This is a genomic window from Streptomyces sp. 142MFCol3.1 (assembly GCF_000424945.1).
GTDB lineage: Bacteria > Actinomycetota > Actinomycetes > Streptomycetales > Streptomycetaceae > Streptomyces > Streptomyces siamensis.
This window is the reverse complement of the sequence record NZ_AUKV01000013.1, coordinates 78,240-103,487: the sequence shown is the minus strand read 5'-3', so window position 1 is coordinate 103,487 and position 25,248 is coordinate 78,240. Positions and strand designations below refer to the sequence as shown.

General features: G+C 72.0%; 18 protein-coding genes and 1 pseudogene. 4 read left to right on the top strand and 15 right to left on the bottom strand.

From position 1 onward, the window contains the following. Positions 1-210 precede the first annotated feature (210 nt). The 4 genes from H305_RS0120455 to H305_RS0120440 all read right to left on the bottom strand — a co-directional run bounded on the left by H305_RS0120455 (position 211) and on the right by H305_RS0120440 (position 4,113). On the bottom strand, positions 211-966 hold the full coding sequence (locus tag H305_RS0120455; RefSeq protein WP_028802024.1) for an AIM24 family protein: 756 nt from the start codon (positions 964-966) through the stop codon (positions 211-213). A 16-nt stretch (positions 967-982) separates the two neighbouring features. Beyond that, positions 983-1,663 carry an AIM24 family protein gene (locus tag H305_RS0120450; protein WP_028802023.1) on the bottom strand — a complete coding sequence of 227 codons (681 nt, stop codon included), beginning with the start codon at positions 1,661-1,663 and terminating at the stop codon, positions 983-985. Between the two features lie 11 nt (positions 1,664-1,674). Beyond that, positions 1,675-3,390 (bottom strand): TerD family protein, encoded by a 1,716-nt coding sequence (locus H305_RS0120445; protein ID WP_028802022.1) that lies wholly within the window; start codon positions 3,388-3,390, stop codon positions 1,675-1,677. A gap of 126 nt (positions 3,391-3,516) precedes the next feature. Beyond that, positions 3,517-4,113 (bottom strand): M48 family metallopeptidase, encoded by a 597-nt coding sequence (locus tag H305_RS0120440; RefSeq protein ID WP_028802021.1) that lies wholly within the window; start codon positions 4,111-4,113, stop codon positions 3,517-3,519. 220 nt (positions 4,114-4,333) lie between these two features. On the opposite strand from H305_RS0120440, the gene H305_RS0120435 reads away from it, so the two are divergent. Together H305_RS0120435 and H305_RS0120430 are read left to right on the top strand one after the other, a co-directional pair. Beyond that, positions 4,334-5,554 carry a ThiF family adenylyltransferase gene (locus tag H305_RS0120435; RefSeq protein WP_028802020.1) on the top strand — a complete coding sequence of 407 codons (1,221 nt, stop codon included), beginning with the start codon at positions 4,334-4,336 and terminating at the stop codon, positions 5,552-5,554. Next, complete coding sequence (locus H305_RS0120430; protein WP_028802019.1) at positions 5,547-6,935, top strand: ABC1 kinase family protein; 1,389 nt, start codon at positions 5,547-5,549, stop codon at positions 6,933-6,935. The genes H305_RS0120435 and H305_RS0120430 overlap by 8 nt, the downstream gene beginning before the upstream one ends. A 58-nt stretch (positions 6,936-6,993) precedes the next feature. Here the strand turns inward: H305_RS0120430 and H305_RS0120425 are convergent, their stop codons facing one another. From H305_RS0120425 to H305_RS0120405, 5 genes are all read right to left on the bottom strand, one after another. Continuing rightward, a complete protein-coding gene (locus H305_RS0120425) occupies positions 6,994-7,218 on the bottom strand; it encodes a hypothetical protein (protein ID WP_028802018.1) in 225 nt (74 codons plus the stop codon). A 109-nt stretch (positions 7,219-7,327) separates the two neighbouring features. Continuing rightward, positions 7,328-7,651, bottom strand: coding sequence for a hypothetical protein (locus tag H305_RS0120420; RefSeq protein WP_028802017.1), 324 nt, complete (start codon positions 7,649-7,651; stop codon positions 7,328-7,330). Then, positions 7,648-8,016, bottom strand: a complete 369-nt coding sequence (locus tag H305_RS0120415) for a WhiB family transcriptional regulator (RefSeq protein ID WP_028802016.1) — start codon at positions 8,014-8,016, stop codon at positions 7,648-7,650. The genes H305_RS0120420 and H305_RS0120415 overlap by 4 nt, the downstream gene beginning before the upstream one ends. Positions 8,017-8,190: 174 nt before the next feature. After that, positions 8,191-8,514: a hypothetical protein gene (locus H305_RS0120410; RefSeq protein WP_028802015.1), complete on the bottom strand. Its 324-nt coding sequence runs from the start codon at positions 8,512-8,514 to the stop codon at positions 8,191-8,193. A gap of 162 nt (positions 8,515-8,676) precedes the next feature. Beyond that, positions 8,677-10,986 carry an ATP-dependent DNA helicase UvrD2 gene (locus tag H305_RS0120405; RefSeq protein ID WP_078629144.1) on the bottom strand — a complete coding sequence of 770 codons (2,310 nt, stop codon included), beginning with the start codon at positions 10,984-10,986 and terminating at the stop codon, positions 8,677-8,679. Positions 10,987-11,087: 101 nt separating this feature from the next. Here H305_RS0120405 and H305_RS0120400 point away from each other — a divergent pair, with 101 nt between their 5' ends. Beyond that, positions 11,088-11,345 (top strand): mycoredoxin, encoded by a 258-nt coding sequence (locus tag H305_RS0120400; RefSeq protein WP_028802013.1) that lies wholly within the window; start codon positions 11,088-11,090, stop codon positions 11,343-11,345. Positions 11,346-11,492: 147 nt separating this feature from the next. Here the strand turns inward: H305_RS0120400 and H305_RS56420 are convergent. The 6 genes and pseudogenes from H305_RS56420 to H305_RS0120375 all read right to left on the bottom strand — a co-directional run. Continuing rightward, a pseudogene (locus H305_RS56420) lies at positions 11,493-11,654 on the bottom strand (recombinase family protein); the annotation flags it as partial. Positions 11,655-11,663: 9 nt separating this feature from the next. Further along, positions 11,664-12,620: an NAD(+) diphosphatase gene (gene nudC, locus H305_RS0120395; protein WP_028802012.1), complete on the bottom strand. Its 957-nt coding sequence runs from the start codon at positions 12,618-12,620 to the stop codon at positions 11,664-11,666. A gap of 83 nt (positions 12,621-12,703) precedes the next feature. Continuing rightward, entirely contained in the window at positions 12,704-14,116 is a 1,413-nt protein-coding gene (locus H305_RS0120390; protein ID WP_028802011.1) for a dipeptidase, read from the bottom strand. Between the two features lie 10 nt (positions 14,117-14,126). Then, positions 14,127-17,813, bottom strand: a complete 3,687-nt coding sequence (locus tag H305_RS46575; protein WP_051370779.1) for an ATP-dependent DNA helicase — start codon at positions 17,811-17,813, stop codon at positions 14,127-14,129. 179 nt (positions 17,814-17,992) lie between these two features. After that, positions 17,993-21,514 (bottom strand): ATP-dependent helicase, encoded by a 3,522-nt coding sequence (locus tag H305_RS0120380; protein ID WP_037764712.1) that lies wholly within the window; start codon positions 21,512-21,514, stop codon positions 17,993-17,995. A gap of 330 nt (positions 21,515-21,844) precedes the next feature. Then, positions 21,845-22,210: an MGMT family protein gene (locus H305_RS0120375; RefSeq protein WP_028802009.1), complete on the bottom strand. Its 366-nt coding sequence runs from the start codon at positions 22,208-22,210 to the stop codon at positions 21,845-21,847. A 186-nt stretch (positions 22,211-22,396) separates the two neighbouring features. Here H305_RS0120375 and H305_RS0120370 point away from each other — a divergent pair, with 186 nt between their 5' ends. Then, on the top strand, positions 22,397-25,189 hold the full coding sequence (locus H305_RS0120370) for a lysylphosphatidylglycerol synthase domain-containing protein (RefSeq protein WP_028802008.1): 2,793 nt from the start codon (positions 22,397-22,399) through the stop codon (positions 25,187-25,189). The last annotated feature ends 59 nt before the right edge of the window (positions 25,190-25,248 follow it).

The window sequence follows — 25,248 nt, the reverse complement described above, 5'->3', positions numbered from 1 at the left end:
CGAACCGTCGCCCGGACGGGCGCGTCCGAGTGCGTCGTGCCGCACGGCCGGAGCCCGAACTGTCGGCCCGGACGCTCGGCCGCCGCTTCCGGATCCCGGGTCGTCGGCCCCTGCGCTCGGCCGCCACCTTCGAATCCGGAGCTCTCGGCCCGGGCGGTCGGATCCGGGCCGCTGACATGGGAGGTCGGATCCGGGACCGTCGTCCGATGGTCAGCTCCAGGCGTTGCCCTGGTTCTGCGCGTGCGCTCCGTGCTGCCCCATGCCGTACTGGGCGCGCAGGCCCTGGCCGATCACGGCGTTCTGCGGCGGCAGCAGTTCGCTGGGCTGCACCAGCGCGTACCCCTGCCCCATGAAGCTGAGCTCCCAGCCCTCGCCGGTGTTGCCGCGGCGCCGCCACACACCGGAGGAGTGTGTCTGCGCCTGCATCTGCACCCGCAGACCGGTGGACCACGCCACGATGGCATCGGCGTCGCAGTTGACGTACCGGTCGGGCGTGACCTGCATCAGCAGCGGCATCCCCGAGGTCATCAGCGCGACCTTGCCGCGCCCTGTGATGTTGAGCTGGTACTTGCCGGAGCCGGAGATGCCGTACTGGCTGTCGACGGCGATGACCTCGTGGTGCAGCGAGGAGTCCATCGCGAGGACGTAGCTGCTGTCGACCGTGAGGCCTTCCTGGTCCACGTCCATGACGTGCACGTGCTGGGCGAGATTGGCCAGGTAGACCGTCCCCTGCCCGTGACAGCGCATCAGGTCCAGGCCCTCACCGGTGTAGGCGCGGGCCCGGTGCTGGCTGTTGTTCTGGTACTCGGCGTCGAACTCGACGAGCCCTTGGTACGCGACCATCGTGCCCTTGCGGGCGAGGATGTCGTCGTGGCCTTCCAGGACGACCCGCAGCATCTGCGAGTTCTGCAGGCTGTAGCGGTCCTGGGTCTGCTGCTCGTTGTAGCCGAAAAGCGAGCTCTGCATGGTGTCCTGCTCCCCCTCAGCCCCGGACTCGGAGGCGGTCGGTGCTGTCCTCGCTGGGCTGGACGACGACGATGCCCGTCCCGGAGAACGCCATCTGGTACGCCTCGCCGCTGCCGCGCCCGATCAGCGACTGTGCCTTGAAGCTGCGCTTGCCCTTCACCTTGAGGTTCGGGGACCAGGCGACGAGTGCGTCCGGGTCGACGTACGTCTCGTCCTCGCCTCCGCCGCAGTCGACGACGATCGGCTTGCCCCGGGAGGTCAGCGCGACCCAGCCCTGGCCGGAGATCTTGGTGTTCCACAGGCCCTGCCCGGCGAACTTGGCGAGCCCCTTCACCCGCTCGACACCCCACTGGAGGTGGGCGTCGAAAGCGAGCAGGTTCGTGGCGTTGACGGAGATCGCGTCCCCGTTGAGGTTGATGACGACCACGTTCGCCCCGTAGTCGGCGAGGTAGAGCAGGCCGTCACCCGAGCACTTCATGAGGGGTGCGCCCTCGCCGGTGACCCAGTCGCGCGCGATCTGGCGTACGGCGGGCGGATTGGGCTCGTACTGGACGAACCCTTCATAGGCGACCATCGACCCCACGCGCGCGAGGAGGTCGCTTCCGGTCTGCATGGCGACCTTCAGCATGTGGTTGCCGTGGTTCTCCATGCGGGCGGACACGGGTGCCGGGGCGAAGCCCGCGAGTGGCTGGTTCATGACGGGCTCCCTCAGACCTCGTACGGCTGGACGACGATGAAATTGCCGGGCGCGCCGCGGAACTGGAGGTTCACGCTCTCGCCGGTGTCTCCGGGGTACGCGTTGCGGCGCATCCGCACCTGGCTGGAGACGACCACCTGGGAGGCCGCGGACCACGCGACGACAGCGTTGCAGTCGGCGAACGTCGTCGGTGTCACCGGCAGTACCACGGGGGCGCCGTGCGTCTTCACGACGATCGTGCCGGTTCCCTGGAACTGCATCGTGAACAGCGCGCCACCGGGGATGCCGTGCCCCTCGATCCGGCGTACCTCGTACTGGAGTGCCTCGTCGAAGGCCAGGACGTTCTCCGCGGAGACGCAGATCGCGTCGCCCTGGAGCTCGATGGGGTGCAGCATCGTGGAGTTCTCGGCGAGGAACACCTGGCCCTGGCCGGTACAGCGCATCAGCTGCATCTCCTGGCCGGTCGCGTTGCCCACGATCCGGCCGGCGAACCCGGCGCCCTTGTAGCTGAAGTCGACCTTGCCCTGGTAGAGCACCATGCTGCCCTGGCGGGCGAGCACGGGCTGTCCGCCGACACCGAGGTCGACCCGGACGAGCTTCTTGTTCTGCTGCGTCCATCGCTGGCCGGTGGGCGTCTCCTTGAAGACGCCGAGTGCCGCCGCCACACCGGCACCGCCCTGCGGGGCGCCCTGGGGCACACCGTACGGGGAGGGGGCACCGGGCTGACCCGGGTACTGGCCGGGCACCTGGCCGTACTGCGGCTGCTGACCGTAGCCGGGGGGCGCGGTCGGGGCCTGCTGGCCGTGACCGGGAGGCGCGGAGGACGGCTGCTGCCCGTAGCCGGGAGGCATCGGGGCCGTCTGGCCGGGGGGCTGCTGGCCGTAGCCCGGGGGCGGGCCGGGCTGCCCCGGCGGCTGCGCGTACGGCGCGGGTCCCGGCGGAGGCACGGTGCCGCCCGGCGGGGCGTTCAGGGGCGCGATGATGGTCGGCGCGGCGTGCACCGGAGGCGCGCTGGGCGTCGGTGCGGGAGGCGGCGTGGCTCCCGGCGGCGGTGCGAAGCCCCCGCCGGGCTGCGGCGCGGGGGCCGGAGCCGGGGCGGGAGCGGCCGGGGCGCCGAACGCGGGAGGCGCGGTGGCCTGGGCCGGCGGGGCGAAGGACGGAGCGCCCCCGCTCTGCGGCTGCTGCGCGGCGGGCTCCTCCTCGGCGACCTCGCCGCCGAAGTTCTTCAGCAGCGCGTCGAGGCCGCCGTCGAAGCCCTGGCCCACCGCGGCGAAGCGCCAGACGTCCTTCATGTAGAAGTCGCCCAGCATCACGGCACGCTCCGTGGAGAACTCCGCGCCGCTGAACGAGTACCGGGCCACCTCCTCGCCACCCGCGACGATTCGGAGGTATCCGGGGGCGATCTGCGACATCTGCCCGGAGCCGTCGATGGTCGCCGTGAAGGACAACTTCTGGATCTGCGCCGGGATCCTGTCGAGGGTGACGCGGAAGGACTCGGTGTCGCCCGACTGGGCGCCCAGAAGCTGGATGGACTCCTCGGGGGACTTCGGCTGGTTGAAGAAGACGAAGTACCGGTCGTCCGAGAGCCGTTCGTCGGCGTCCAGACCGAAGCAACTGATGTCGAAGGTCAGTCCGGGGCCGGTGATCTGCACACCTACGTACAGATCGGTGCCCGCGGTGAGGTCACTGATCCTGGCCTTGTGGCCGCGTTGGAATTCCCTGGCCATGCGTAACGACCGTCCCCCATCCCGAATGCGAGTGCGTCGCGTCAGGCTAACGGCAAACTCCGGGAGTGGACGAAGCCGGTACAGACCCGGTACACAATCGCCCCTTGGGACGTGGGTGAACCGCCCTTACTCCTCGCGCGCGGCCGGCGAATGGGGCAGCCGGTCCGCGGCGACCACACCTTCGAGGTATCCGCGGGCACGCTCGGTGCGCGGATAGGCCTCCAGGAGCCGCCAGAAGCGCGGCCCGTGTCCGGGCACGAGCAGATGGGCGAGCTCGTGGAGGAGGACGTAGTCGACGACGTACTCGGGCATGCCCTGGAGTCGGTGCGACAGGCGGATGCTGCCCTCGGACGGGGTGCACGAGCCCCAGCGGGTGTTCTGATTGGTGACCCAGCGCACCGACTTGGGACGGGCCCGGCCGCCGAAGTACTGCTCCGACAGGCGCTCGGCACGCTCGGCGAGCTCGGTGTCCCCGAGGAGCCGTTTGCTCTCCTGGGCGGCCAGCTTGTCGAGCATGACGGTCACCCAGCGCTGTTCCTCCGCCTCGGACATACGGGCGGGGATGAGCACGACGGTGCGATCGCCCTCGCGGTACGCGGAGACCGTTCTGCGCCGTCGCGTGCTCCTTCGGACCTCGATCGCGCTCGCCACCGAGCCGCTCGGCGGCGGGCTCGTCGTGCTGCGCTGTGGTTTTCCGGCGCGGTGCAGTGGGTCGGCGGGCACGCCACGACGTTACCCGCTGCACATGGAGGAAGTCCCGCCCCCGGGACGGTTCGATGCTGATCCACACCCCGAGCGCTTGATTTGTACGACTGACTCTGCCGCCTGTGGACAACTTTCGGCACGGTTCGTCACGGACGGGCATGCTGGCACTCGGTCGGCGGCGTGGGAGGCACACCGCCGGCGGCACACGAGCACGCTCTACGGGCTACGGGGGTAGGTCATGCATCCGATCGTGAAGCCCGCGCTGCGGCGCGGCTGGCGGGATCTCGACACCGTGCAGTTCGGGATGGCACCGGCGCACGCTATGGTGCTCGGCCCGATGGACACGACGACGGCCGGCTTCCTCGATCTGCTGGACGGGACACGCGGACTGCCGCTCCTGCGCGAGCAGGGACGCGAAATGGGACTGCCCGAGGATCGTGTGGACGAGCTGGTGGACCGGCTGGCCCGGTCCGGTCTGCTGGACGACACGACCGGCGGCGGCCCGGCCGCGGACGCGCTGCGCAAGAAGAGCGACGTCCTGGACCGGCTACGGCCGGACCTCGCTTCCCTGTCCCTCGTCTCACCGGATCCGGGCGACGCCATCAGGCGCCTCGCCACCCGTCGCTCCCTGCGGGTGCAGGTGCGGGGGGCCGGACGCGTGGGAGCGGTCCTCGCCTCCCTCCTCGCGGGCGCGGGCGTGGGCGAGGTAGAGGTGCGCGACGTCGGGTGCGTCGAGCCCTGGGACGTGGCGCCCGGCGGGCTGCCCGCCGACTCCGTCGGCGAGCGTCGCGAGGACGCCGCCCGCCGCGCCACGCGCCGAGCGGCACCCGACCGCCCGCCCCGGATGTCCACCAAGCGGAAACAGCAGGAGAGAGGGAGAGCGAGGGATACGGAGCCGGAGCCGGTCCCCGCGATGGCCCTGGTCGTCCTCGCGCCGCGGGACGGCGTCGCCGTCCACGCCCCCGATCCCGCCGCGGTGGAGCCATTGATCGCCTCGGGAACACCTCATCTTTACGCGGGTGTCGTCGAAGGCACCGGGGTCGTCGGCCCCTTGGTGCTGCCCGGCGAGACCGGGTGCGCCGGCTGTCTCGACCAGGGGCGCGCGGACCGGGATCCGACGTGGCCCCGTATGGTCGCGCAGTGGCGCTCGGGGCACTCCCAGCGGGTGGCCGCCTGCGATCTCGCCCTGTCGGCCGGTGTCGCCGGACTGGCCGCAGGGCACGTACTCGGCTTTCTGGACGGGGAGTTGCCCTCCAGCGCGGGGGCACGCTGGGAGGCGTCGATCCCCGGATTCGACTGGCACGCGAGGCCGGTCCGGGGGCATGCTGCATGCCCCTGCGGTGCCGGGGCGAAAGCCGAAGGGGAGCACCCCTCGGAGGACGCCGGGCCGCACGAGACAATGACGGGGCAACGGCCGTACGCGGCACGGCCGTCTGGGACTTGGAGGGCGCATGTCTGATCTTCCCCGGAAGGCGGTCACCCGTACCGCCAAACTCGCCGCCCTACCGCTCGGCTTCGCCGGGCGGGCGACCTGGGGCCTCGGGAAACGGATCGGCGGGAAGTCGGCGGAGATCGTGGGCCGCGAACTCCAGCAGCGCACGGCGGAGCAGTTGTTCCGTGTGCTCGGCGAGCTGAAGGGCGGCGCGATGAAATTCGGGCAGGCTCTGTCCGTATTCGAGTCGGCGCTCCCCGAGGAGGTCGCCGGGCCCTATCGCGCGGCACTGACCAAACTCCAGGAGGCGGCGCCTCCCATGCCGACCCGCACCGTGCACTCCGTGCTCGAGGAGCGGCTCGGCGAGGACTGGTCCGAGTTGTTCCTGGAGTTCGAGGACAAGCCGTCAGCGGCGGCGTCGATCGGTCAGGTGCACCGGGCCGTGTGGCACGACGGGCGCGAGGTCGCGGTCAAGGTCCAGTACCCCGGAGCGGGCGAGGCCCTCCTGTCCGATCTGACACAACTGAGCCGATTCGCCCGACTTCTGGGTCCGCTGATCCCGGGCATGGACATCAAGCCGCTCATCGCGGAGCTGCGCGACCGGGTCTCCGAGGAGCTCGACTACGCCCTGGAGGCGCAGGCCCAGACGGCTCACGCGGAGGAGTTCGCGGACGACCCTGACGTCCTGGTGCCGGCCGTGGTCCACCAGTGCGACCAGATCCTGGTGACCGAGTGGATCGACGGAACGCCCCTGTCGGAGGTGATCGCCGGCGGCAGTCAGGAGCAGCGGGACCGCGCCGGGCAGTTGCTGGCACGCTTCCTCTTCTCGGGGCCCGCGCGCACCGGCCTGCTGCACGCCGACCCGCACCCGGGCAATTTCCGTCTCCTCCCGGACGAGGAGAGCGGTTGGCGGCTGGGCGTGCTGGACTTCGGCACGGTGGACCGGCTCCCCGGCGGGCTGCCCCTGCCCATAGGCCACTCCCTGCGCATGACCCTGGACGGCGAGGCCGAGTCGGTCTACGGACTGCTCTGCGAAGAAGGCTTCGTCAAGGAGTCCATAGAGCTCGACCCCGACGCGGTCCTGGACTATCTGCTGCCGATCATCGAGCCGGCGCAGGCCGACGAGTTCACCTTCACCCGAGGCTGGATGCGCAGTCAGGCCGCCCGCATCGCCGACCCGCGCTCCCCCGCCCACCAGCTGGGCAAGCAGCTCAATCTGCCCCCGTCCTACCTGCTGATACACCGAGTGACGCTCAGCACCATCGGTGTCCTGTGCCAGTTGGGTGCGACGGTCCGTCTGCGCGACGAACTGGAGGAGTGGCTGCCGGGGTTCCTGACGGACGAGGAGATCGCGGAGGACCTGGCGGAGGACCTGGTGGACGAGGAGGTGTCGGCAGCGGAGGCGTGATCCCGCGAAACACCTGCCGGACGGCGAGGCGTCGGCGAGCGAGGCGTGAGTCCGGCCGCTACCACCAGGCCGAGTCGAGCCGGCCCTCGATGGCCCTGAGGTTGCTGCGGGCGCAGTTGTCGCAGAAGTAATGGCGGGCGCCGTTCTCCACGGAACAGGTCCACGTCGGCTGAGGACCGTCGGCCGGGGTCCCGCAGCGTGCGCACACGATGCGCTCGTCCTTGCCGCCGTCGGACCGCGGTGCGGAGCCGGTGCTGTCACTGTCCCCGGGAAGACTCGTCACTCGGCGACGATATCCCCACGACCGGCGCGCGGCCCGGCACCACGCACCGCGGGGGCCGGTCCCTTCGGACCGACCCCCGCGAGGAGTTGCTGACCGCGACTGCTTCGGCTTACTGCATGACCGCCATGGCCAGCGCGCGCCGGGCTCGCATCGAAGCGCGCTCGGCCCGACGCTGCATCCGGCGGGCAGTCGCCAGGCGCACGGCCCGGCGTTCCTGCTCGGCCTCGTGCAGTCGCTCGTGCATATGCGCACGAGCCAAGGCTTCTGGGATGAGTTGCATCTCTCGGGTCCTGTTCTGACGCGAGTCGTTCGCGCCTGTGGTGGTGAAGTCTGGGATGACGGAGCCGGCGGGCTCGCTGGTGGACGGCTTCATCGGGGCCTGCTTCTTGGGGTCGTGCGTCAGGGGGCGATCAATGGTTCCGCGGATGTTCATGCCGCGACCGGGTTCTTGCGCGGGCGGCCACGCGGCCGCTTGCGGGCCACGACGACACCCTGGACGAAGAGCTCGCCACCCCAGACGCCCCAGGGCTCACGACGCTCCTTGGCGCCGGCGAGGCAGGCCTCCATCAGCGGGCAGGTGCGGCAGAGGGACTTGGCGTACTCGACGTCGGCCGGCGACTCGGCGAAGAAGACCTCCGGGTCGTAGGAGCGGCACGGGACGGGTACACCGAGGTTCTCGATGGCGTCGTCGAGCGCGGTGAGCGCGGTGAGCGGGATCAAGGTGGAGTCCTCCGTGAGGCCGGGCGGGGGGATCGTTTCGGAAGGCGGTACGGACGGGGCGTGCGCTTCGAGTTGCACGGTTCGTCTTCCTCGTCTGGTCGTGCCGGCCTGTTGGCCGGTTGGCGGCTGGTACCGGGTTCTTTTCTTGTCCCGAGGCCCCTTCGCTCTGCTGTCCCTGGTCGGGGACAAACAGAAGGGCCGCGGATCCCGGGTGGGGTTCCGCGGCCCTGAAGGCGCCGGCCTGATCGGGGATCAGGCTGGATCACTCCAGGGTTCAGGCCCACGGAAGGCCCACATCGTGTGGTGCTGCGTCGTCTGCTTCAGGGCTCCGGCACCGGCCGCCGCAAAGGCATAGGCGTGCGCCTCTGCCACTACTGCCGCTTCCAGTGCCTGGGTCGGTCGCTCATTGCGCTCACGGACGGGAAGGCCCGCGAGAGGCAGGGAGGACGCCGGCCGGGCGGCACGAATGCCGGACAGACCGGTGCCCAGGTTCGAGACGCCGAGCATGCACGTGGAGACGACCGAGCGATCGGTCATTTTGACGGTGCTGATGGAGCTGGTGTTGATGCTGATCACTGGAATCGCCTCCTCTCGGCGTCTTGGGGGACCGGGCGAGCCGGTCCGACGGTTATTAAGTACAGCACGGAAGTGGGGCCTTGGAGAAGGCCGCCGTTTCCGTGCTTAGAACCTATGGGGATTGCTGGGGCATGCGCAAACTATTTTTTCGACGAGTTTGCATCAGTCACCCTCGTCTTCCCTCTCGGGCTCCTGACCTGCACAGATGGCCAGAACATCGGCTCCGAAGCGGTTGAGCTTGCGTACTCCGACGCCAGGGATCCGGGCGAGCTCTCCCTCGTCCCCGGGCACGGTCTCGGCGATCGCCATGAGCGTCTTGTCGGTGAAGACGCAGAACGCGGGCTGTCCGCTGCGCTCCGCCTGCACAGCACGCCACTCGCGCAACCGCTCGTAGAGGCCCTCGTCCATGTCGGAGGGGCAGTCCTCACAGCGCATCAGCTTCATCTCACCGGCGTCGGTGAGGGTGCGGCCGCAGACCCGGCAGCGAGCCGGGGTCCGGCCGGTGCGCCGCACGGCCGGGCCGCCGCTGCTCCCGACCCCCCGCTCGATGCCTCCCGCACCCCCGAACCCGGTGCGGCCCGCGGTTCTGACGGAGCCGGGGCGCAGGCCGTCCAGAAAACGGCTGGGGCGCCGGCTGGGGCGTCCGCCGGGCGAGCGGGACAACGCCCAGGAGACGAAGAGGTGCTCTCTGGCGCGGGTGACACCCACATAGAGGAGGCGGCGCTCCTCCTCGACCTGCTCGTCGGTCTTTGCGTAGGTGATCGGCATCATGCCCTCGGCGACGCCGACCAGAAAGACGACGTCCCACTCCAGTCCCTTGGCGGAGTGGAGGGAGGCGAGGGTGACACCCTGGACGGTCGGGGCGTGTTGCGCGCTCGCCCGCTCGTCGAGCTCGGCGACGAGGTCACCGAGCGTGGCAGCGGGCTTGGCCGCGGCGAAGTCCTGCGCGAGGTTCACCAGGGCGGCGAGCGACTCCCAGCGCTCCCTGACCGCGCCCGAACCGGCGGGCGGCCGGCTGGTCCAGCCCTCGCCCGACAACACGGCACGGACCTGCGAGGGCAGGTCGACGGTGTCGTCGAGCAGTGAGTCGTTGCCGCCGAACCGGGCCGCGGCACGCAGGGCGGCACCCGCTTTGCGCACCTCGGGACGGTCGAAGAACCGCTCGGCACCGCGCAGCTGATAGGGCACACCGGCATCGGCGAGGGCCTGCTCGTAGATCTCCGACTGGGAGTTCGTACGGAAGAGGATCGCGATCTCACCCGCGGGGACGCCGGAGGCGACGAGGTCGCGGATGCGGCGCGCGGCTCCTTCGGCCTCGGCGGGCTCGTCCGTGTACTCCGCGTACACGGGCTCGGGGCCGGGGGCGCGCTGCGAGATCAGTTCGAGCCTGTGGTCGGCGGCCCGGCCACGGGCCTGGGCGAGCAGGCCGTTGGCCAGATGGACGACCTGGGGCGAGGAGCGGTAGTCGCGGACGAGCTTGACGACAGTGGCCGAGGGGTGGCGGGTGCGGAAGTCGAGAAGATGGTCGGGAGTTGCACCGGTGAACGAATAGATCGTCTGGCTGGCGTCGCCGACCACACAGAGGCTTTCGCGCTCGCCGAGCCACAGTTCGAGCAGGCGCTGCTGGAGCGGGCTGACGTCCTGGTACTCGTCGACCACGAAGTGCTGGTACTGGGAGCGGACCTGCTCGGCGATGTCGTGCCGATCCTGGAGGATGGCGACCGTCAGCAGCAGGACATCCTCGAAGTCGATGACCGTGCGGTCCCGCTTGAGGTCCTCGTACGCCGCGTAGAGCTGGGCGATCTCCGCCGGGTCGCGGGGGGCCTCACGTCGGGCCTTGGCGGCGGCGGCCGCGTAGTCGGCGGGGATGGTCTGGGTGACCTTGGACCACTCGATCTCGCTGGTGACGTCCCGCAGCTCACCCCGGTCGAGGCGGATGCGACAGGCGGCCGCCGCGTCCGCGACGAGCTGGATCTTGCGGTCGACGAGCCGGGGCAGGCCGCCACCGACCGCCTTGGGCCAGAAGTACTGGAGCTGGCGCAGGGCGGCGGAGTGGAAGGTGCGAGCCTGGACTCCCCCGGCGCCGAGCTGGCGCAGTCGGCCGCGCATCTCGCCGGCGGCGCGGTTGGTGAAGGTGACGGCCAGCACGCTGGAAGGGTGGAGCACCCCCGCCCGGACGCCATAGGCGATGCGGTGGGTGATCGCCCGCGTCTTGCCGGTGCCCGCCCCCGCCAGCACACACACCGGACCGTGCAGCGCGGTGGCGACCTCGCGCTGCTCCGGGTCGAGCCCGTCGAGCACCGCGTCGGCCGTGTCCGGAACCTGCGGGAAGAGGGTGGAGTGCGTTGCTGCTGTCACCCCGCCATGCTGCCAGGTCGCCGGAGGCGGATGAGCCGGTTGTCCACAGGGGGACGCCCGCAGTCGTACTAATGCGACAGGCGTCACGCTCCTGATCCGACGGGACAGCCGCATCAGGAGCGGCGTCGCATACCCCCGGTGGGAATGCCGGGCAGGTCACTTGCGTTCCACTGGCAGCCATGACGCAACCCCGAGCCTGAAGGAGCGCAAACGACATGCAGGGCACTGTGACGATGTACAGCACCACGTGGTGCGGTTACTGCCGTCGGCTGAAGAGCCAGATGGACCGCGAGGGCATCGCGTACACAGAGATCAACATCGAGCAGGACCCGCAGTCCGCGGCGTTCGTGGAGAAGGCGAACGGCGGAAACCAGACGGTTCCGACCGTTCAGGTGGTTCCCTCCGGCGGCGGCGCCGAGGTCGTGATGACGAACCCGAGCCTCGCCCAGGTGAAGCGGGCGCTCGGCGTCTGACCCCCGCGAGACGCAGCCCCCGACCGGCCTGACGCCGATCGGGGGTTCTGTGTGCCCCGGGGGACCGCAGCGGCAGGACAACGCCCGTCCTCGGCACCCACGCTGTGGATGGGAGGCCGTCTTGAGCGGGGCGAGACCCGTCTTGCGCATGGTCTCCCGGGAAGCCTTGTTGCGGGCCTTGATGGCGGCCGGCTCGGCCGCGGCGACCACGGCAAGGATCCTGGCGATCGTCTTGCCCCACGGCTTCGGGAGGTCGAAGCCCTCCTCACAGGAGATCAGGCCCTTACCGTTCGCCTCGCACCACTCGATGGTGCCGGATCAAGCGACCGCCCGTGTGGGCAGGGGCTTGCCGTACCAGAGCTCGATGAGGCGGGCCGCGATCGAGATTCCGTAGGGGGGCAGCACCTCCCCGGACTCGAAAGCGGCCCGCAGCTCGTCCCGGGAGAACCAGCGGGCTTCGTGGATCTCCTCGCCGTCGACGTTGATCTCCGACGAGGTGGCACGGGCCATGAAGCCGAGCATGAGGCTGGAGGGGAAGGGCCAGGGCTGGCTGGCGACGTACTCGACCTCGCCGACCGTGACGCCCACCTCCTCGAAGACCTCGCGGCGCACGGAATGCTCGATGGACTCACCGGGCTCGACGAAGCCGGCGAGCGTGGAGAAGCGCCCTTCGGGCCAGTGCACCTGGCGGCCGAGCAGGATGCGGTCGGCGTCGTCCGTCACCGCCATGATCACGGCCGGGTCGGTGCGGGGGTAGTGCTCGGCCCCGCAGGCGGGGCAGCGGCGGATGTGACCGGCGGCGGCGATGACCGTGCGTTCGCCGCAGCGCGAGCAGAACCGGTGCAGTCGCTGCCAGTTCTCCAGGGCGACCGCGTGCACCATGAGACCCGAGTCGCGCGGCGAGAGCAGGAGTCCGGCCTCGCGCAGGCCCGCCGGCCGCGCGGACTGGTCGATGCGGCCCGGCAGCGTGTCCTTCTGGAGTGCGAAGTAGCTCACACCGTCGTCGTCCGTGCCGAGGAAGTAGCGGTGTGCCTCGGTGAGCGGGGCTTCGAAGGCGGGCGTCATCACCAGTTCGGTGGTGCCGTCCGCGGTCTCGTCGATGAGTACCTGACCGCCCGAGACCACGAAGACACGGGTCGTGGGGTGGCTCCAAGCCGCCGCGAGCCAGGCCTCGTCGAGCCGGTGGTGGGCGGCGCGGTCGATGCCGCTCGGTGCGGTGAGCGAGATGGGACGGTCGGCGGTGCGGTCGGTCCAGGTGGTCACGGGTGCTTCCAACTCCCCCGGTGTAACGGTTGTTTCGGCGGGCGGTTCAGCGGGACGGGTGTGCGGAACGCCCTCCAGGGCGCGGATCGGCTCCTTCAGTGTGCCTCGGGCCAGCTCTCGGCCAGATCGCCCCACAGGTGGGCCGTCGTCTCGACGCCCTTCATGAGGAGATCGAGTTCGACCTTCTCGTTCGGGGCGTGCCAGCCGTCGGACGGGACGGAGATCCCGAGGAAGAGCACCGGGGCCCCGAGGACTTCCTGAAGGTCGGCCGCGGGCCCGGAGCCCCCCTCCCGGGTGAAGCGGATCGGCTGCTCGAAGGCGCGGCCCATGGCGCGTGCGACGGACTGGAGCGCCGGGTGGTCCAGGGGCGTGAGGCACGGGCGGGTGGCCGCGCCGAAGGTGATCTCGTGCCGGATGCCGGCGGGCAGCCGCTCGGCGGCCCAGGCGCGTACCGCCTTCTCGATGTGGTCCGGGTCCTGCCCAGCGACCAGCCGGAAGGAGAGCTTGACCATGGCCGAGGACGGGATGATCGTCTTGCTGCCGGGGCCCTGGTAGCCGCCGCCGATGCCGTTGACCTCGGCGGTCGGACGGGCCCAGATGCGCTCCAGGGTGGTGTGGCCGGCCTCGCCGTGGGTGGCCGTCGACCTGGCCGTGCGCAGCCACGTCTCCTCGTCGAAGGGCAGCTCGGCGAAGAGCTCGCGCTCGCGGTCGGTGAGTGCGGTGATGCCGTCGTAGAAGCCGGGCACGGCCACGCGCGCGTGCTCGTCGTGCAGGGCGGCGACGAGCCGGGCGGCGGCGGTCGCGGGGTTGGGCACGGCGCCGCCGAAGGAGCCGGAGTGGATGTCCTGGTCGGGGCCGTGCAGCTCGATCTCGCACTCGGCGAGACCGCGCATGCCGGTGCACACCGTGGGGGTGTCCTCGGACCACATGCCGGTGTCGGAGACGATCACCGCGTCGGCGGCGAGCCGGTCCGCGTGCGCCTCGACGAGGTCGCGGAAGTGCGGTGAGCCGGACTCCTCCTCGCCCTCGATCAGGAGCTTGAGGTGGACGGCCGGGGTGGTGCGTCCGGTGGCGGCGAGGTGGGCGCGGACACCGAGTGTGTGGAAGAACACTTGGCCCTTGTCGTCGGCGGCCCCGCGCGCGTGGAGGCGGTTGCCCCGGATCACCGGCTCGAAGGGCTCGCTGTCCCAGCCGTCCTCGCGGGCGGCGGGCTGCACGTCGTGGTGCCCGTAGACGAGGACGGTGGGTGCCTCGGGGTCGTCGGAGGGCCACTCGGCGAAGACGGCCGGGGCACCGGCGGTCGGCCAGACCTCCGCGGTGGTGAAACCGGTCTCCTGGAGCTTGGCTGCAAGCCAGTCGGCGCTGCGTGCCACGTCCACGGCATGGTCGGGCTGGGCCGACACGGAGGGGATGCGCAGCCATTCCGCGAGGTCGTCGAGGAAGGCGGCTCGGTGGGTCTGGATGTACGCACGGACGGTGCTGACGGCGTTGTCAACGGGCTTGCTCATGCTCACGAGCCTATCCGCCCGCGGGGGCGTGTCCGCCCGGCGGTTCCCCGGGCGTCCCGTACCGGGGACCCTGCTCTTCCCCCGGCGTCCCGGCCCGGGAGCCCGTGGGGTCCTCGACGATCAGCCGCTCCAGCGCGGCACGGTCCGGCAGCTCGGGCCGGACGATCTCGCCGCTGCGGACGTACAGGAAGGCGGCCGTGACGGATTCCGGGGGCACGTCCTGCTGCTCGGCCCAGGCGAGGCGGTAGAGCGCCAGCTGGAGCGGGTCGGCTGTGCGGGCTCGGCTGGTCTTCCAGTCGACGATCTCGTACGTCGCTGCCCGGCCGTCGCCCTCCTTGTAGACGGCGTCGATGCGGCCGCGCACGACGCGTCCGGCGATGGCGAGCTGGAAGGGCGCCTCGACGCGATACGGGGTGCGCTGGGCGTACGGAGTGCGTTCGAAGGCTTCCTTGAGGGCCTCCAGATCACGTTCGTCGGCGATCTCGGCGTCGGTGCCGGGCAGCTCCTCGGGCTCCAGCATCGGCAGCCGCAGCTCCTCGAAGCGGGACTCCACCCAGGCGTGGAAGCGTGTGCCCCGGCGCGCCGCGGGCTGCGGGGGGCGCGGCATGGGACGTGCCAGCTCCTGCGCGAAGCCGTCCGGGTCGGCGGCCAGCCGCAGCAGCTGCGACGCGGTGAGCGAAGCCGGGAGGGGGACGTCGGTGACCGTCGCGCGGGCACGCAGCAGTTCCCCGGCCAGCGCGTCCAGGTCGCGGTCCCAGGAGGCGAGGGTGCGGGCTTCCTCGGGGGTGAGCCGGCCGGGGCCCTCGGTATGCGGACGGCTTCCCGGGCCTGCCGCCTGACGGGGAACCGTCGGCCGTCCGGCCGGGCGGTCCGTCGTCCACGACTCCCAGGCGGCCTGATCGCTCTCGGGGAACGGATCGGCGCTGGAGTGCTGATCGCCGCCGTCGAGGCGATGTCCGTAGGAGTGCCGATCGCCGTCGGGCACCGGAGCGTGGTCCAGGAAAGGATCGGCGTCGGAGAAGGGCTCGCCCTCGGCGAAGTCGCCCTCTTCGTAAGGCGGCTCGTCGGGCGGCCCATAGAGGGGCTCGTCGTCCTCCGGCGGGGGCGGCCAGTCGGGGTCGTCGTAGGAGGCCGGGTCGTGCGCGGCCCGCGGCCCGGCCTGCCAGGTCCCGGGACGGGCCTCCTCGTGCGACGCGACCCGCTCCAGGTGTGCGAGTACGGTCTCGGCGGCCGCGCGGCGGCGGGCGAGTGCCGCGTCGTCGAGCGGGAGCGGCCACGCGTGGTCGGCGGCCGCCTCGTGGAGGGCGGGATTCTCCTCGTCCTCGGCCGGCTCGTCGGCCCAGGCCTCGATCTCGCCGTGTCCGGCCGCACAGTGCTCGTACAGGGCGTGCAGGAAGTCCGAGGGGCCGCGCGGTCGCTTCTGGGAGGGGCCCCACCAGTGGCCGGAACCGAGCAGGAGGGAGCGGGGGCGGGTGAAGGTGACGTAGCCGAGGCGGAGTTCCTCGGTGTGCTGGTGGTCCTTCATGGCCTCGTGGAAGCCTTTGATGCCCTTGGCGTCCCAGGCGTCGACGTCGGGCAGTGTGTCGGCGTCGCCGCGCAGCTCGTGCGGCAGGACCTTGCCCTGCGCGGTCCACTTCTCGCGGCCCTGGCTGCTGGGGAAGGTTCCGGTGACGAGGCCGGGGACCGCGACGACGTCCCACTCCAGACCCTTGGACTTGTGCGCGGTCAGCACCTTGACGGTGTTCTCGCCGCCCGGGAGGGCGTTGTCGAGGCCCTTCTCGTACTGCGCGGCGGTGCGCAGGAAGCCGAGGAAGGCCAGCAGGCTCGCCTCGCCGTCGCCCGCGGCGAAGGAGGCGGCGATGTCCAGGAAGTTCGACAGGGTCTCGCGGCGGCGGGCGGCTAGGGCGTGCGGGGAGGCCGAGAGCTCGACCTCCAGGCCGGTGACGGCGAGCACCCGGTGCAGGACGTCCATCAGCGGGTCGGCGAGCGAGCGGCGCAGGTCGCGCAGTTCCGCCGCGAGCCGCGCGAACCGTACGCGCGCGTCCGGCGAGAACGGCAGCCCGTCGTCGTCCCCCTCGGCCTCGATGGGCAGCTCCAGGAACGTGTCGAGGGCGTCCGCGAGCGATATCACCTCGGACGGGTCGACGCCTTCGACGGCCGCGGCGAGCCGGCGCTCCGGGTCGTCGTCGGCTCCCGCGCGCGCGTGGGACACCAGCAACCGGGCGCGCCGCCCCAGGAGAGCGAGGTCGCGGGGCCCGATGCGCCAGCGCGGACCGGTGAGCAGCCGTACCAAGGAGGCGTTGGCTCCGGGGTCCTGGAGCACCTCGCAGACGGCGACGAGGTCGGCGACCTCGGGCAGGTGCAGCAGGCCGGAGAGGCCCACGACTTCGACGGGGATGTCGCGGGCGACGAGGGCGCCCTGGATCTCGGCGAAGTCCCCGGCTGTACGGCACAGGACCGCGATCTCTCCGGGCGCCTTGCCGGTGCGTACGAGATGGGCGAGGGAGTCGGCGAGCCAGTCGATCTCCTCGGCGTGGGTGCGCAGCAGTGCGCAGCGGACCAGGCCGTCGCGCTCGGCCCCGGCGGCGGGGCGCAGCGCCTCCACGCCCGCGTGCATGGCGCGCAGGGGCTCCGCCAGGCCGTTGGCGAGGTCGAGGAGGCGGCCGCCGCTGCGGCGGTTCTCGCTGAGCGCCTGACGGGTGGCGGGGCGGCCGTCACGGTGGGCGAAGTGGTCGGGGAAGTCGTCGAGGTTGGCGACGGAGGCGCCGCGCCAGCCGTAAATCGCCTGGCAGGGGTCGCCGACCGCGGTGACCGGGTGTCCGGTGCCACCGCCGAACAGTCCGGCGAGGAGGACGCGCTGGGCCACCGACGTGTCCTGGTACTCGTCCAGCAGCACGACGCGGAACTCGTCGCGCAGGATCTCCCCCACCTCGGGACGGGTGCGGGCGAGGGTGGCCGAAAGGGCGATCTGGTCGCCGAAGTCGAGGAGGTCGCGCTCGCGTTTGGCCGCGCGGTAGCGCCCGACCAGCTCGGCGAGTTCCCGCCGGGCGGCCGCCGCCTCGGGGACCTTGCGCAGGTCGGCGTTGGTGAGTCTGGCGCCGGCGAGCGCGCGCAGCAACTCGGCGTCGTACGCGCGCAGGTCCTCGGGGCGTACGAGGTGTTCGGCGAGCTCGGAGTCGAGGGTGAGGAGGTCGCCGACCAGATCGGCGAACGAGCGGGTCAGTGCCGGGAACGGCCCCGGTGCCTCGCGCAGCACGCGCGCGGCGAGCTGGTAGCGCGTCGCGTCGGCCAGTAGCCGGGAGGTCGGTTCGAGCCCGATGCGCAGGCCGTGGTCGGTCAGCAGGCGGCCGGCGAAGGCGTGGTACGTGGAGATGACGGGCTCACCCGGCGGGTTGTCCGGGTCGATGACGTCGGGGTCGGTGACGCCTGCCTTGACCAGTGCCTTGCGGACGCGCTCGGCGAGTTCGCCGGCGGCCTTGTTGGTGAAGGTCAGGCCGAGTACCTGCTCGGGGGCGACCTGGCCGGTGCCGACCAGCCACACCACACGCGCGGCCATCACCGTGGTCTTGCCCGATCCGGCTCCGGCCACGATCACCTGCGGGGCGGGCGGTGCGGTGATGCAGGCCGTCTGCTCCGGGGTGAACGGGATCCCGAGGAGCTCCTTGAGCTGCTCGGGATCAGTGATACGGGCGGACACGTCAGAGAGGCTAGCGGCGCCCACTGACAGCGGGGGCCACATCGGCCGTCGGGGCGGAAGAACCGCAGGTCAGCCCATGTGGTGCCGTACGTCACTCGCTGACGCGGTCCGGGGCGGCTCACTCGCTGACGCGGTCCGGGGCGGCGGCCGGCTCGCGCGCGCGGTCCCAGGCCTGCGGCTCACTCGACGACGTGCCGTCCCTCCGGCCGGGCGCTGCAGGATGCCCGGAAGGCGCAGTGTGCGCAGTGCTGTCCGGCGGTCGGCGAGAACCGTTCGTCGAGGACCTTCCCGGCGGCGGTGGCCAGCAGGTCGCCCACCCACTCGCCCTCCAGCGGCTCCTGGACCTGCACCTTGGGGAGTGTCTCCCCGCCGTTCTTCTTGGCGGCGCCCTGGCGCAGCTGGACCAGTTCGGCACCGCCCGGCTCGGGACGCACGCCGTCGAAGACGTCGTCGACGGCACCCTCCCGGACTGCGAGCTGGTAGACGGCGAGCTGCGGGTGGTGGGCCACCTCGGCGGCGGTCGGCGCCTGCTTGCCGGTCTTGAAGTCGACCACGTAGGCGCGGCCCTCGGTGTCCGCCTCGACGCGGTCCATGGAGCCGCGGATGCGCACTTCGTAGGAGCCCGCGTCGAGCGTGACGTCGAAGTCGTGCTCGCTGGCCACCGGCGTACGGCCGGTGCGGTCCATGACGTGCCACTCCAGGAAGCGTTCGAGCGCCACGCGCGCGTGCTCCTTCTCCTGGGCGGACTTCCAGGGCGCGTCGAAGGCGAGCGCGTTCCACACGGAGTCGAGGCGCTCCATGAGGACGGCGAGGTCGGCGGGGCTGTGCCCGGAGGCGACCTCGTCGGCGAGGACGTGCACCACGTTGCCGAAGCCCTGGGCGGCGGTGGCGGGTGCGTCGGCCTTCACTTCGCGGCCCAGGAACCACTGGAGGGCACAGGTGTTGGCGAGCTGGTCGAGGGCGCTGCCGGACAGCACGACGGGCTGGTCGCGGTCGCGCAGCGGCACCTTGCTCTCGGTCGGTTCGTACATGCCCCACCAGCGGTAGGGATGCGCCGACGGGACCAGCGGGCGGCCGTCCTCGTCCGCGAGTGCGGCGAGCCGGGCGAGGCGCTGGGCCGCGGCCTGCCTGAGGGTGTCCGAGACGCGCGGGTCGACGGTCGTGGCGCGCAGTTCGGCGACGAGCGCGGCCACGGAAAGGGGACGGCGTGGGCGGCCGGTCACGTCCTTCGGCTCCACGCCGAGCTCGGTCAGGAACCGGGAGGGCTGGTCGCCGTCGTCGGCGGGGGCCTTCACGGCGGTGACGACGAGGCGTTCACGCGCGCGCGTGGCGGCCACGTAGAACAGTCGCCGCTCCTCGGAGAGCAGGGCGCCGGGGGTGAGGGGTTCGGCGAGTCCGTCACGGCCGATGCGGTCCGCCTCCAGCAGCGAGCCACGGCGGCGCAGGTCGGGCCAGAGACCCTCCTGGACCCCGGCCACGACGACCAGGCGCCATTCCAGGCCCTTGGAGCGGTGTGCGGTCATCAGGCGCACGGCGTCCGGGCGCACGGCCCTGCGGGTGAGGGTGTCGGCGGCGATGTCCTCGGCCTCGATCTCCTCCAGGAAGTTCAGGGCGCCCCGGCCGCCGGTGCGTTCCTCGGCGCGCGCAGCGGTGGCGAAGAGCGCGCAGACGGCGTCCAGGTCACGGTCGGCGTTGCGCCCGGCCGCCCCGCCGCGGCGGGCGGCCCGCTCCAGGCGCTGCGGCCACGGTGTGCCTTCCCACAGCTCCCAGAGCGCCTCCTCGGCGGTCCCGCCGCCGGCGAGGCACTCGCGTGCCTTGCGCAGCAGGGCGCCCAGGCGCTGCGCCCCGCGGGCGTACGCGGGGTCGTGCGCGACGAGCCTCTCCGGCTCGGCGAGCGCACGGGCGAGCAGTTCGTCGGACGGCGGCGGTACGAGATTCCCGGCGGCGCGCTCCTCCTCGCGCAGCGCGCGGCCCAGGCGGCGCAGATCGGCGGCGTCCATGCTCGCCAGGGGGGAGGCGAGCAGGGCAAGCGCGGTCTCGGTGTCGAGCCAGGACGACGCGGTCGCCGTCACGTCGTCGGTGCCTGCGTCACCGGCCTCCGCGTCCCCGCTCTCCGCGTCCTCGCCCTCCACATCACCGGCCCCCGCGCCACCGGCCGTCCCATCACCCTCCACATCACCGGCCCTCGCGCCACCGGCAGCCGCGTCACCGCTGTTGACGTCACCGGTGTCCGCGCCATCGGCATCGGCACCCCCACCGGCCCCGGTGGTCGCGGCGTCCGAGGGCGCGCCCCCCTCCGGGCCGGAGTCCTCCGCGCGGGCCACCGCCCGCAAGGCCGCGAGCAGGGGTGCGACGGCCGGTTCGTGCCGCAGCGGCAGGTCGTCGCCGTCGATGTCGAGGGGGACCCCCGCGGCCGTGAGGGCCCGCCGGATCGTCGGGATCGTGCGGGCACCCGCGCGCACCAGGACGGCCATCTCGCCCCAGGGGACACCGTCCTCCAGGTGGGCGCGGCGCAGCAGGTCCGCGATGTTGTCGAGTTCCGTACCGGGCGTCGGGTACGTGTGGACCTCCACGCGGCCCCCGTCCCGGACCGGCGACAGCTCGCGGTGGGCGCGTACCTTCTCCGCCGGCAGGCGGATCAGCGGCATGCGCTGGGTGAGCAGGCGGGTGGCGGACAGCAGGGCCGCGCCGGAGCGCCGGGACGTCCGCAGCACCTGGACCGGTGCCGGACGGCCGTCGGCGCTCGGGAAGGCGTCGGGGAAGTCCAGGATTCCGTTGACGTCGGCGCCGCGGAACGCGTAGATCGACTGGTCGGGGTCACCGAAGGCGACGAGGGTGCGTCCGCCGCCCGCGAGGGCGTTCAGCAGCCGTACCTGCGCGGGGTCGGTGTCCTGGTACTCGTCCACGTAGACCGCGTCGTACCGCGCGGCGAGCTGCTGAGCGACCTCGGGGCGCCGGGCTAGGAGCACCGCGCGGTGGACCAGTTCCGCGTAGTCGAGCACCCCTTGCATGTCGAGTACGTCGAGGTACTCGGCGAGGAAGGCCGCCGCCGCGCCCCAGTCGGGACGGCCGATGCGGCGGGCGAAGGCGTCCAGGGCGTCGGGGCCGAGGCCCAGTTCACGGCTGCGGGCGAGGACGGCGCGGACCTCGTCGGCGAAGCCGCGCGTGGTGAGGCAGGCTCGCAGGTCGTCGGGCCAGCGCACATGTGCGAGGCCGAGCCGCTCCAGGTCGGGCTGCCCGGCGAGCAGCTCACGCACGGCCACGTCCTGTTCGGGGCCGGACAGCAGCCTCAGCGGCTCCACGAACAGGTCGCTGTCCTGCTGCGCGCGGACGAGGGCGTAACAGAAGGAGTGGAAGGTGGTGGCCTGGGGTGCACGGGCGGCCCCTATGCGCAGCGCCATGCGGTCGCGCAGCTCGACGGCGGCCTTTCTGCTGAACGTCAGCACGAGCACCCGCTCCGGGTCACCGTCGCGGGCGATCCGGGCGGCCACGGACTCGACGAGCGTGGTCGTCTTGCCGGTGCCCGGACCTGCGAGGACGAGCAGCGGACCGCTCCTGTGGTCAACCACCGCGCGCTGCTCCGCGTCCAGACGAGGGGGGGTCACCCGGGCCGGCGGGGTACGCACCAGCCGGTACGCGCCGCGGGCCCCCTGACGCACCGGGGGGTGCGTCAGGCGCCTGGTGGAGGAAGAGGAGCTCACGTGGTTCGCCGGTCCTGGTGGTTGTGCGGTTCGTCACTGCCGGCGCGGAGCGCCGCCATCGGGGGACGGTGGTCGGGAGTCGGACGGGAGGACCGCCGCGCACGGGGCGGCGGTGGCCGCGGGGTGAGGAAGGTGCGCGCCGAAGACGCTACGCCGGTGGGCTTCGCGGAAGCAGGGCTTCCCCTTCTTCCCTCACATCACCCGCTTCCCTCACATCACCCGCGTCACCCACGTCCCCCGCACCACGAACGTACGGCATGTCACGGATGTGCCTCGTTTCCCTCGTACGGGCCACAGGCGCCCCGTCCGACCCTCGGATGGCGGAAGCTGTCAGGTGTGACCTTCCGCGTGCTCGCCGCCGTCCCAACGCGCTCGTCTCATGTCGACGCGCGGCACATGACCCTCGGAGGCCCGGCCCGCCTCTCTCAGCGGCGTGCCCTCCTCGCGGTAGCGCGCGAGCGCCTCCAGCTCGTGGCCGGGCAGCAGCACGCCGTCGGCGCGTATGACACGCCACCACGGGACCGCTCCCCCGTAGAGGGCCATCACTCGGCCCACCTGGCGCGGCCCGCCCTCGTCCAGCCATTCCGCGACGTCGCCGTACGTCATCACGCGTCCGGGCGGAATCGACTCGGCGACGTCGAGGACCCGCTCCGCATACTCCGGCAGCGCGTCCGCCGGAAGGCTCTCCTCGCTCATCCGCCCCATCCTGCCCCACCCCACCGACAGTGCGACGCGGCGACCACTGTGCGTACCGCTCGCCCCGGCCGCCGTGCTTCGGGCAGACTGTGCGCCCCCGTATTGCACCCTGATGCCCCCGTGTGTCGGTCGGGCATGCCACCATCGTCCGGGCGGTGACCGGTGATACGAGATCAAGAAGAGACCATGAGGCAGCAGAGCGTGCACCCCGAAGACTCAGAGGGCACCTCCGCGGCCTCGTCACGCCCGGAGACCGGCGGCGCCGAGGTGAACGACGCGGGCAAGAAGAAGCACGGGTCCGTCCCCACGACCGCCGACGAGACCGCCACTGAAGCCCGCGAGAGCGCGGAAGCGCAGGCCGAGGCGGGCACGGACGACGGTCCCACGGACGAGGTCGAGGGCGACGAGCCCCTGCTCCCCGCGCGCGTGCACCGGCCGTCCGACCTGATGCGGCTTCTGGTCGGGGTCCTCGCGATCGTCGTGCTCCTCGCCGTCGCCGCGTTCGCGCACGGCACCACCTCGGGGCTCGAACAGGACATCAACAAGGGCACCGGCCAGGCACCCGACCTGCTCATCAAGATCGCGGGCCTGGCGTCGAGCATCGCGATCCTCCTGGTGCCGGTCGCCTTCGCGATCGAGCGGCTGATCAAACGGGACGGGCTGCGCATCGCCGACGGCGTGCTCGCCGCGGTCCTCGCGCACGGGGTGACACTCGCCACCGACCTGTGGGTGGCGAAGGCGGCGCCGGACTCCATCCAGGAAGCCCTCACCCAGCCGTCCCCCGGAGACATCCACGCCCTCACCGACCCGGTGCACGGCTATCTCGCACCCGTCATCGCGTACATGACGGCCGTCGGCATGTCCCGCAGACCGCGCTGGCGCGCGGTGCTCTGGGTGGTGCTCCTCCTGGACGCCTTCTCCATGCTGGTCACCGGCTACACGACGCCCTTCTCGATCATCCTGACCGTGCTCATCGGCTGGACCGTCGCCTACGGGACGCTGTACGCGGTCGGCTCGCCGAACGTGCGGCCCACCGGCCGGACGCTCATGGCGGGCCTGCGCCACGTCGGCTTCCACCCGGTGAGCGCGGCCCGCGAGGAAGCGCCGGACGCCACGGAGAACGGCGACCGCGGCAGGCGCTACTTCGTCACCCTGGAGGACGGCCGGCCCCTGGACGTCACGGTCGTCGACCGTGAGCAGCAGGCGCAGGGATTCTTCTACCGTGTGTGGCGACGTTTGACCCTGCGCGGCATCACCACCCGCCGGAGCCTGCAGTCACTGCGTCAGGCGCTGGAGCAGGAGGCGCTCCTCGCGTACGCGGCCATCGCGGCCGGCGCCAACGCGCCCAAGCTGATCGCGACCTCCGAGCTGGGCCCGGACGCCGTGATGCTCGTCTACGAGCACACCGGCGGGCGCACCCTCGACTCGGTTCCCGACGAGCTCATCACCGACGACCTGCTGCGCGACACCTGGCATCAGGTGCAGGCCCTTCAGTCCCGCCGCATCGCGCACCGCAGGCTCGCGGGCGACGCGATTCTGGTGGATCGTTCCGGCACGGTGATCCTCACCGATCTGCGCGGCGGCGAGATCGCGGCCGGCGACCTGCTGCTGCGCATGGACATCGCCCAGCTCGTCACCACGCTCGGACTGCGGGTGGGCGCCGAGCGCGCGGTGGCGTCGGCGGTCGGCGTGCTCGGCCCGGACGCGGTCGCGGACTGTCTGCCGATGCTCCAGCCGATCGCCCTGACTCGCTCCACGCGCGCGACGCTGCGCAAGCTCGCCCGGGAGCGTGCGCACCGGGAGCGCGAGGCCGTCCTCGAGGCCTCCCGGCAGGACAAGCTCGCCCGCGCGGAGGAGGCACGGCAGAACACGACGTCCGTGCAGGAGAAGCCCGGCAAGAAGGCGGTGCGGGCGGAGCAGCGCGCCGAGAAGCGCGCGATAGACGAGGCCCTGGACGAGGCGCGCGAGGAGGACCTGCTCTCCCAGATCCGCCACCAGGTGCTGCTGATCAGGCCGCAGGCACCGGTCGAGCCCGCCCGCCTGGAACGGGTCAGACCGCGCACGCTGATCAGTTTCATCGCCGGAGCGATCGGCGCGTACTTCCTGCTGACACAGCTCACCCACATCGAGTTCGGGACCCTCTTCGACAACGCCGAATGGGGCTGGGTCGCCGCGGCGGTGCTGTTCTCGGCACTCAGCTACGTCGCGGCGGCGATGAGCCTGCTGGGCTTCGTGCCCGAGCGGGTGCCGTTCGCGCGGACCGTGGCGGCGCAGGTCGCCGGCTCGTTCGTGAAGATCGTGGCGCCCGCCGCGGTCGGCGGTGTGGCGCTCAACACGCGCTTCCTCCAGCGCGCCGGGGTGCGGCCCGGCCTCGCGGTGGCGAGCGTCGGCGCCTCCCAGCTGTTCGGCCTCGGCTGCCACATCCTGATGCTGCTCTCCTTCGGCTATCTGACCGGCACCGAGAAGACACCGTCCCTGTCGCCGTCCCGCACGGTCATCGCGGGCCTGCTGACGGTGGCGGTACTTGTCCTGGTGGTGACGTCGGTCCCCTTCCTGCGCAAGTTCGTCGTCACGCGCGTGCGCTCCCTGTTCGCCGGCGTGGTGCCGCGCATGCTCGACGTGCTCCAGAGGCCGCAGAAGCTGGTCACCGGTATCGGCGGCATGCTGCTGCTGACCGCCTGCTTCGTGATGTGCCTGGACGCTTCGATCCGGGCGTTCGGCCACGAGGAGTCGACCACGCTGAGCCTCGCCAGCGTCGCCGTCGTCTTCCTCGCCGGCAACGCGCTGGGATCGGCGGCGCCGACCCCCGGCGGCGTGGGCGCCGTCGAGGCCACCCTCACGGTCGGTCTGATCGCCGTCGGGCTCCCCAAGGAGGTCGCGGCGCCCGCGGTCCTGCTGTACCGGCTGCTGACGCTCTGGCTGCCCGTGCTGCCGGGCTGGCTGTTCTTCAACCACTTGACGCGCAAGGGCGCGCTCTAGCCGGAAGGCGCCGGCGCGCACCGCCTCGCGCGTCGCCGCCCATGCTGTCGCGCGCACGG

Excerpts from the sequence above, each read along its gene's own strand:
- H305_RS0120455 (WP_028802024.1), bottom strand. The coding sequence starts at position 966 with ATGCAGAGCTCGCTTTTCGGCTACAACGAGCAGCAGACCCAGGACCGC.
- H305_RS0120450 (WP_028802023.1), bottom strand. The coding sequence starts at position 1,663 with ATGAACCAGCCACTCGCGGGCTTCGCCCCGGCACCCGTGTCCGCCCGC.
- H305_RS0120445 (WP_028802022.1), bottom strand. The coding sequence starts at position 3,390 with ATGGCCAGGGAATTCCAACGCGGCCACAAGGCCAGGATCAGTGACCTC.
- H305_RS0120435 (WP_028802020.1), top strand. The coding sequence starts at position 4,334 with ATGCATCCGATCGTGAAGCCCGCGCTGCGGCGCGGCTGGCGGGATCTC.
- H305_RS0120430 (WP_028802019.1), top strand. The coding sequence starts at position 5,547 with ATGTCTGATCTTCCCCGGAAGGCGGTCACCCGTACCGCCAAACTCGCC.
- H305_RS0120420 (WP_028802017.1), bottom strand. The coding sequence starts at position 7,651 with ATGAACATCCGCGGAACCATTGATCGCCCCCTGACGCACGACCCCAAG.
- H305_RS0120405 (WP_078629144.1), bottom strand. The coding sequence starts at position 10,986 with ATGCGGCTGTCCCGTCGGATCAGGAGCGTGACGCCTGTCGCATTAGTA.
- H305_RS0120400 (WP_028802013.1), top strand. The coding sequence starts at position 11,088 with ATGCAGGGCACTGTGACGATGTACAGCACCACGTGGTGCGGTTACTGC.
- H305_RS0120390 (WP_028802011.1), bottom strand. The coding sequence starts at position 14,116 with ATGAGCAAGCCCGTTGACAACGCCGTCAGCACCGTCCGTGCGTACATC.
- H305_RS0120375 (WP_028802009.1), bottom strand. The coding sequence starts at position 22,210 with ATGAGCGAGGAGAGCCTTCCGGCGGACGCGCTGCCGGAGTATGCGGAG.
- H305_RS0120370 (WP_028802008.1), top strand. The coding sequence starts at position 22,397 with ATGAGGCAGCAGAGCGTGCACCCCGAAGACTCAGAGGGCACCTCCGCG.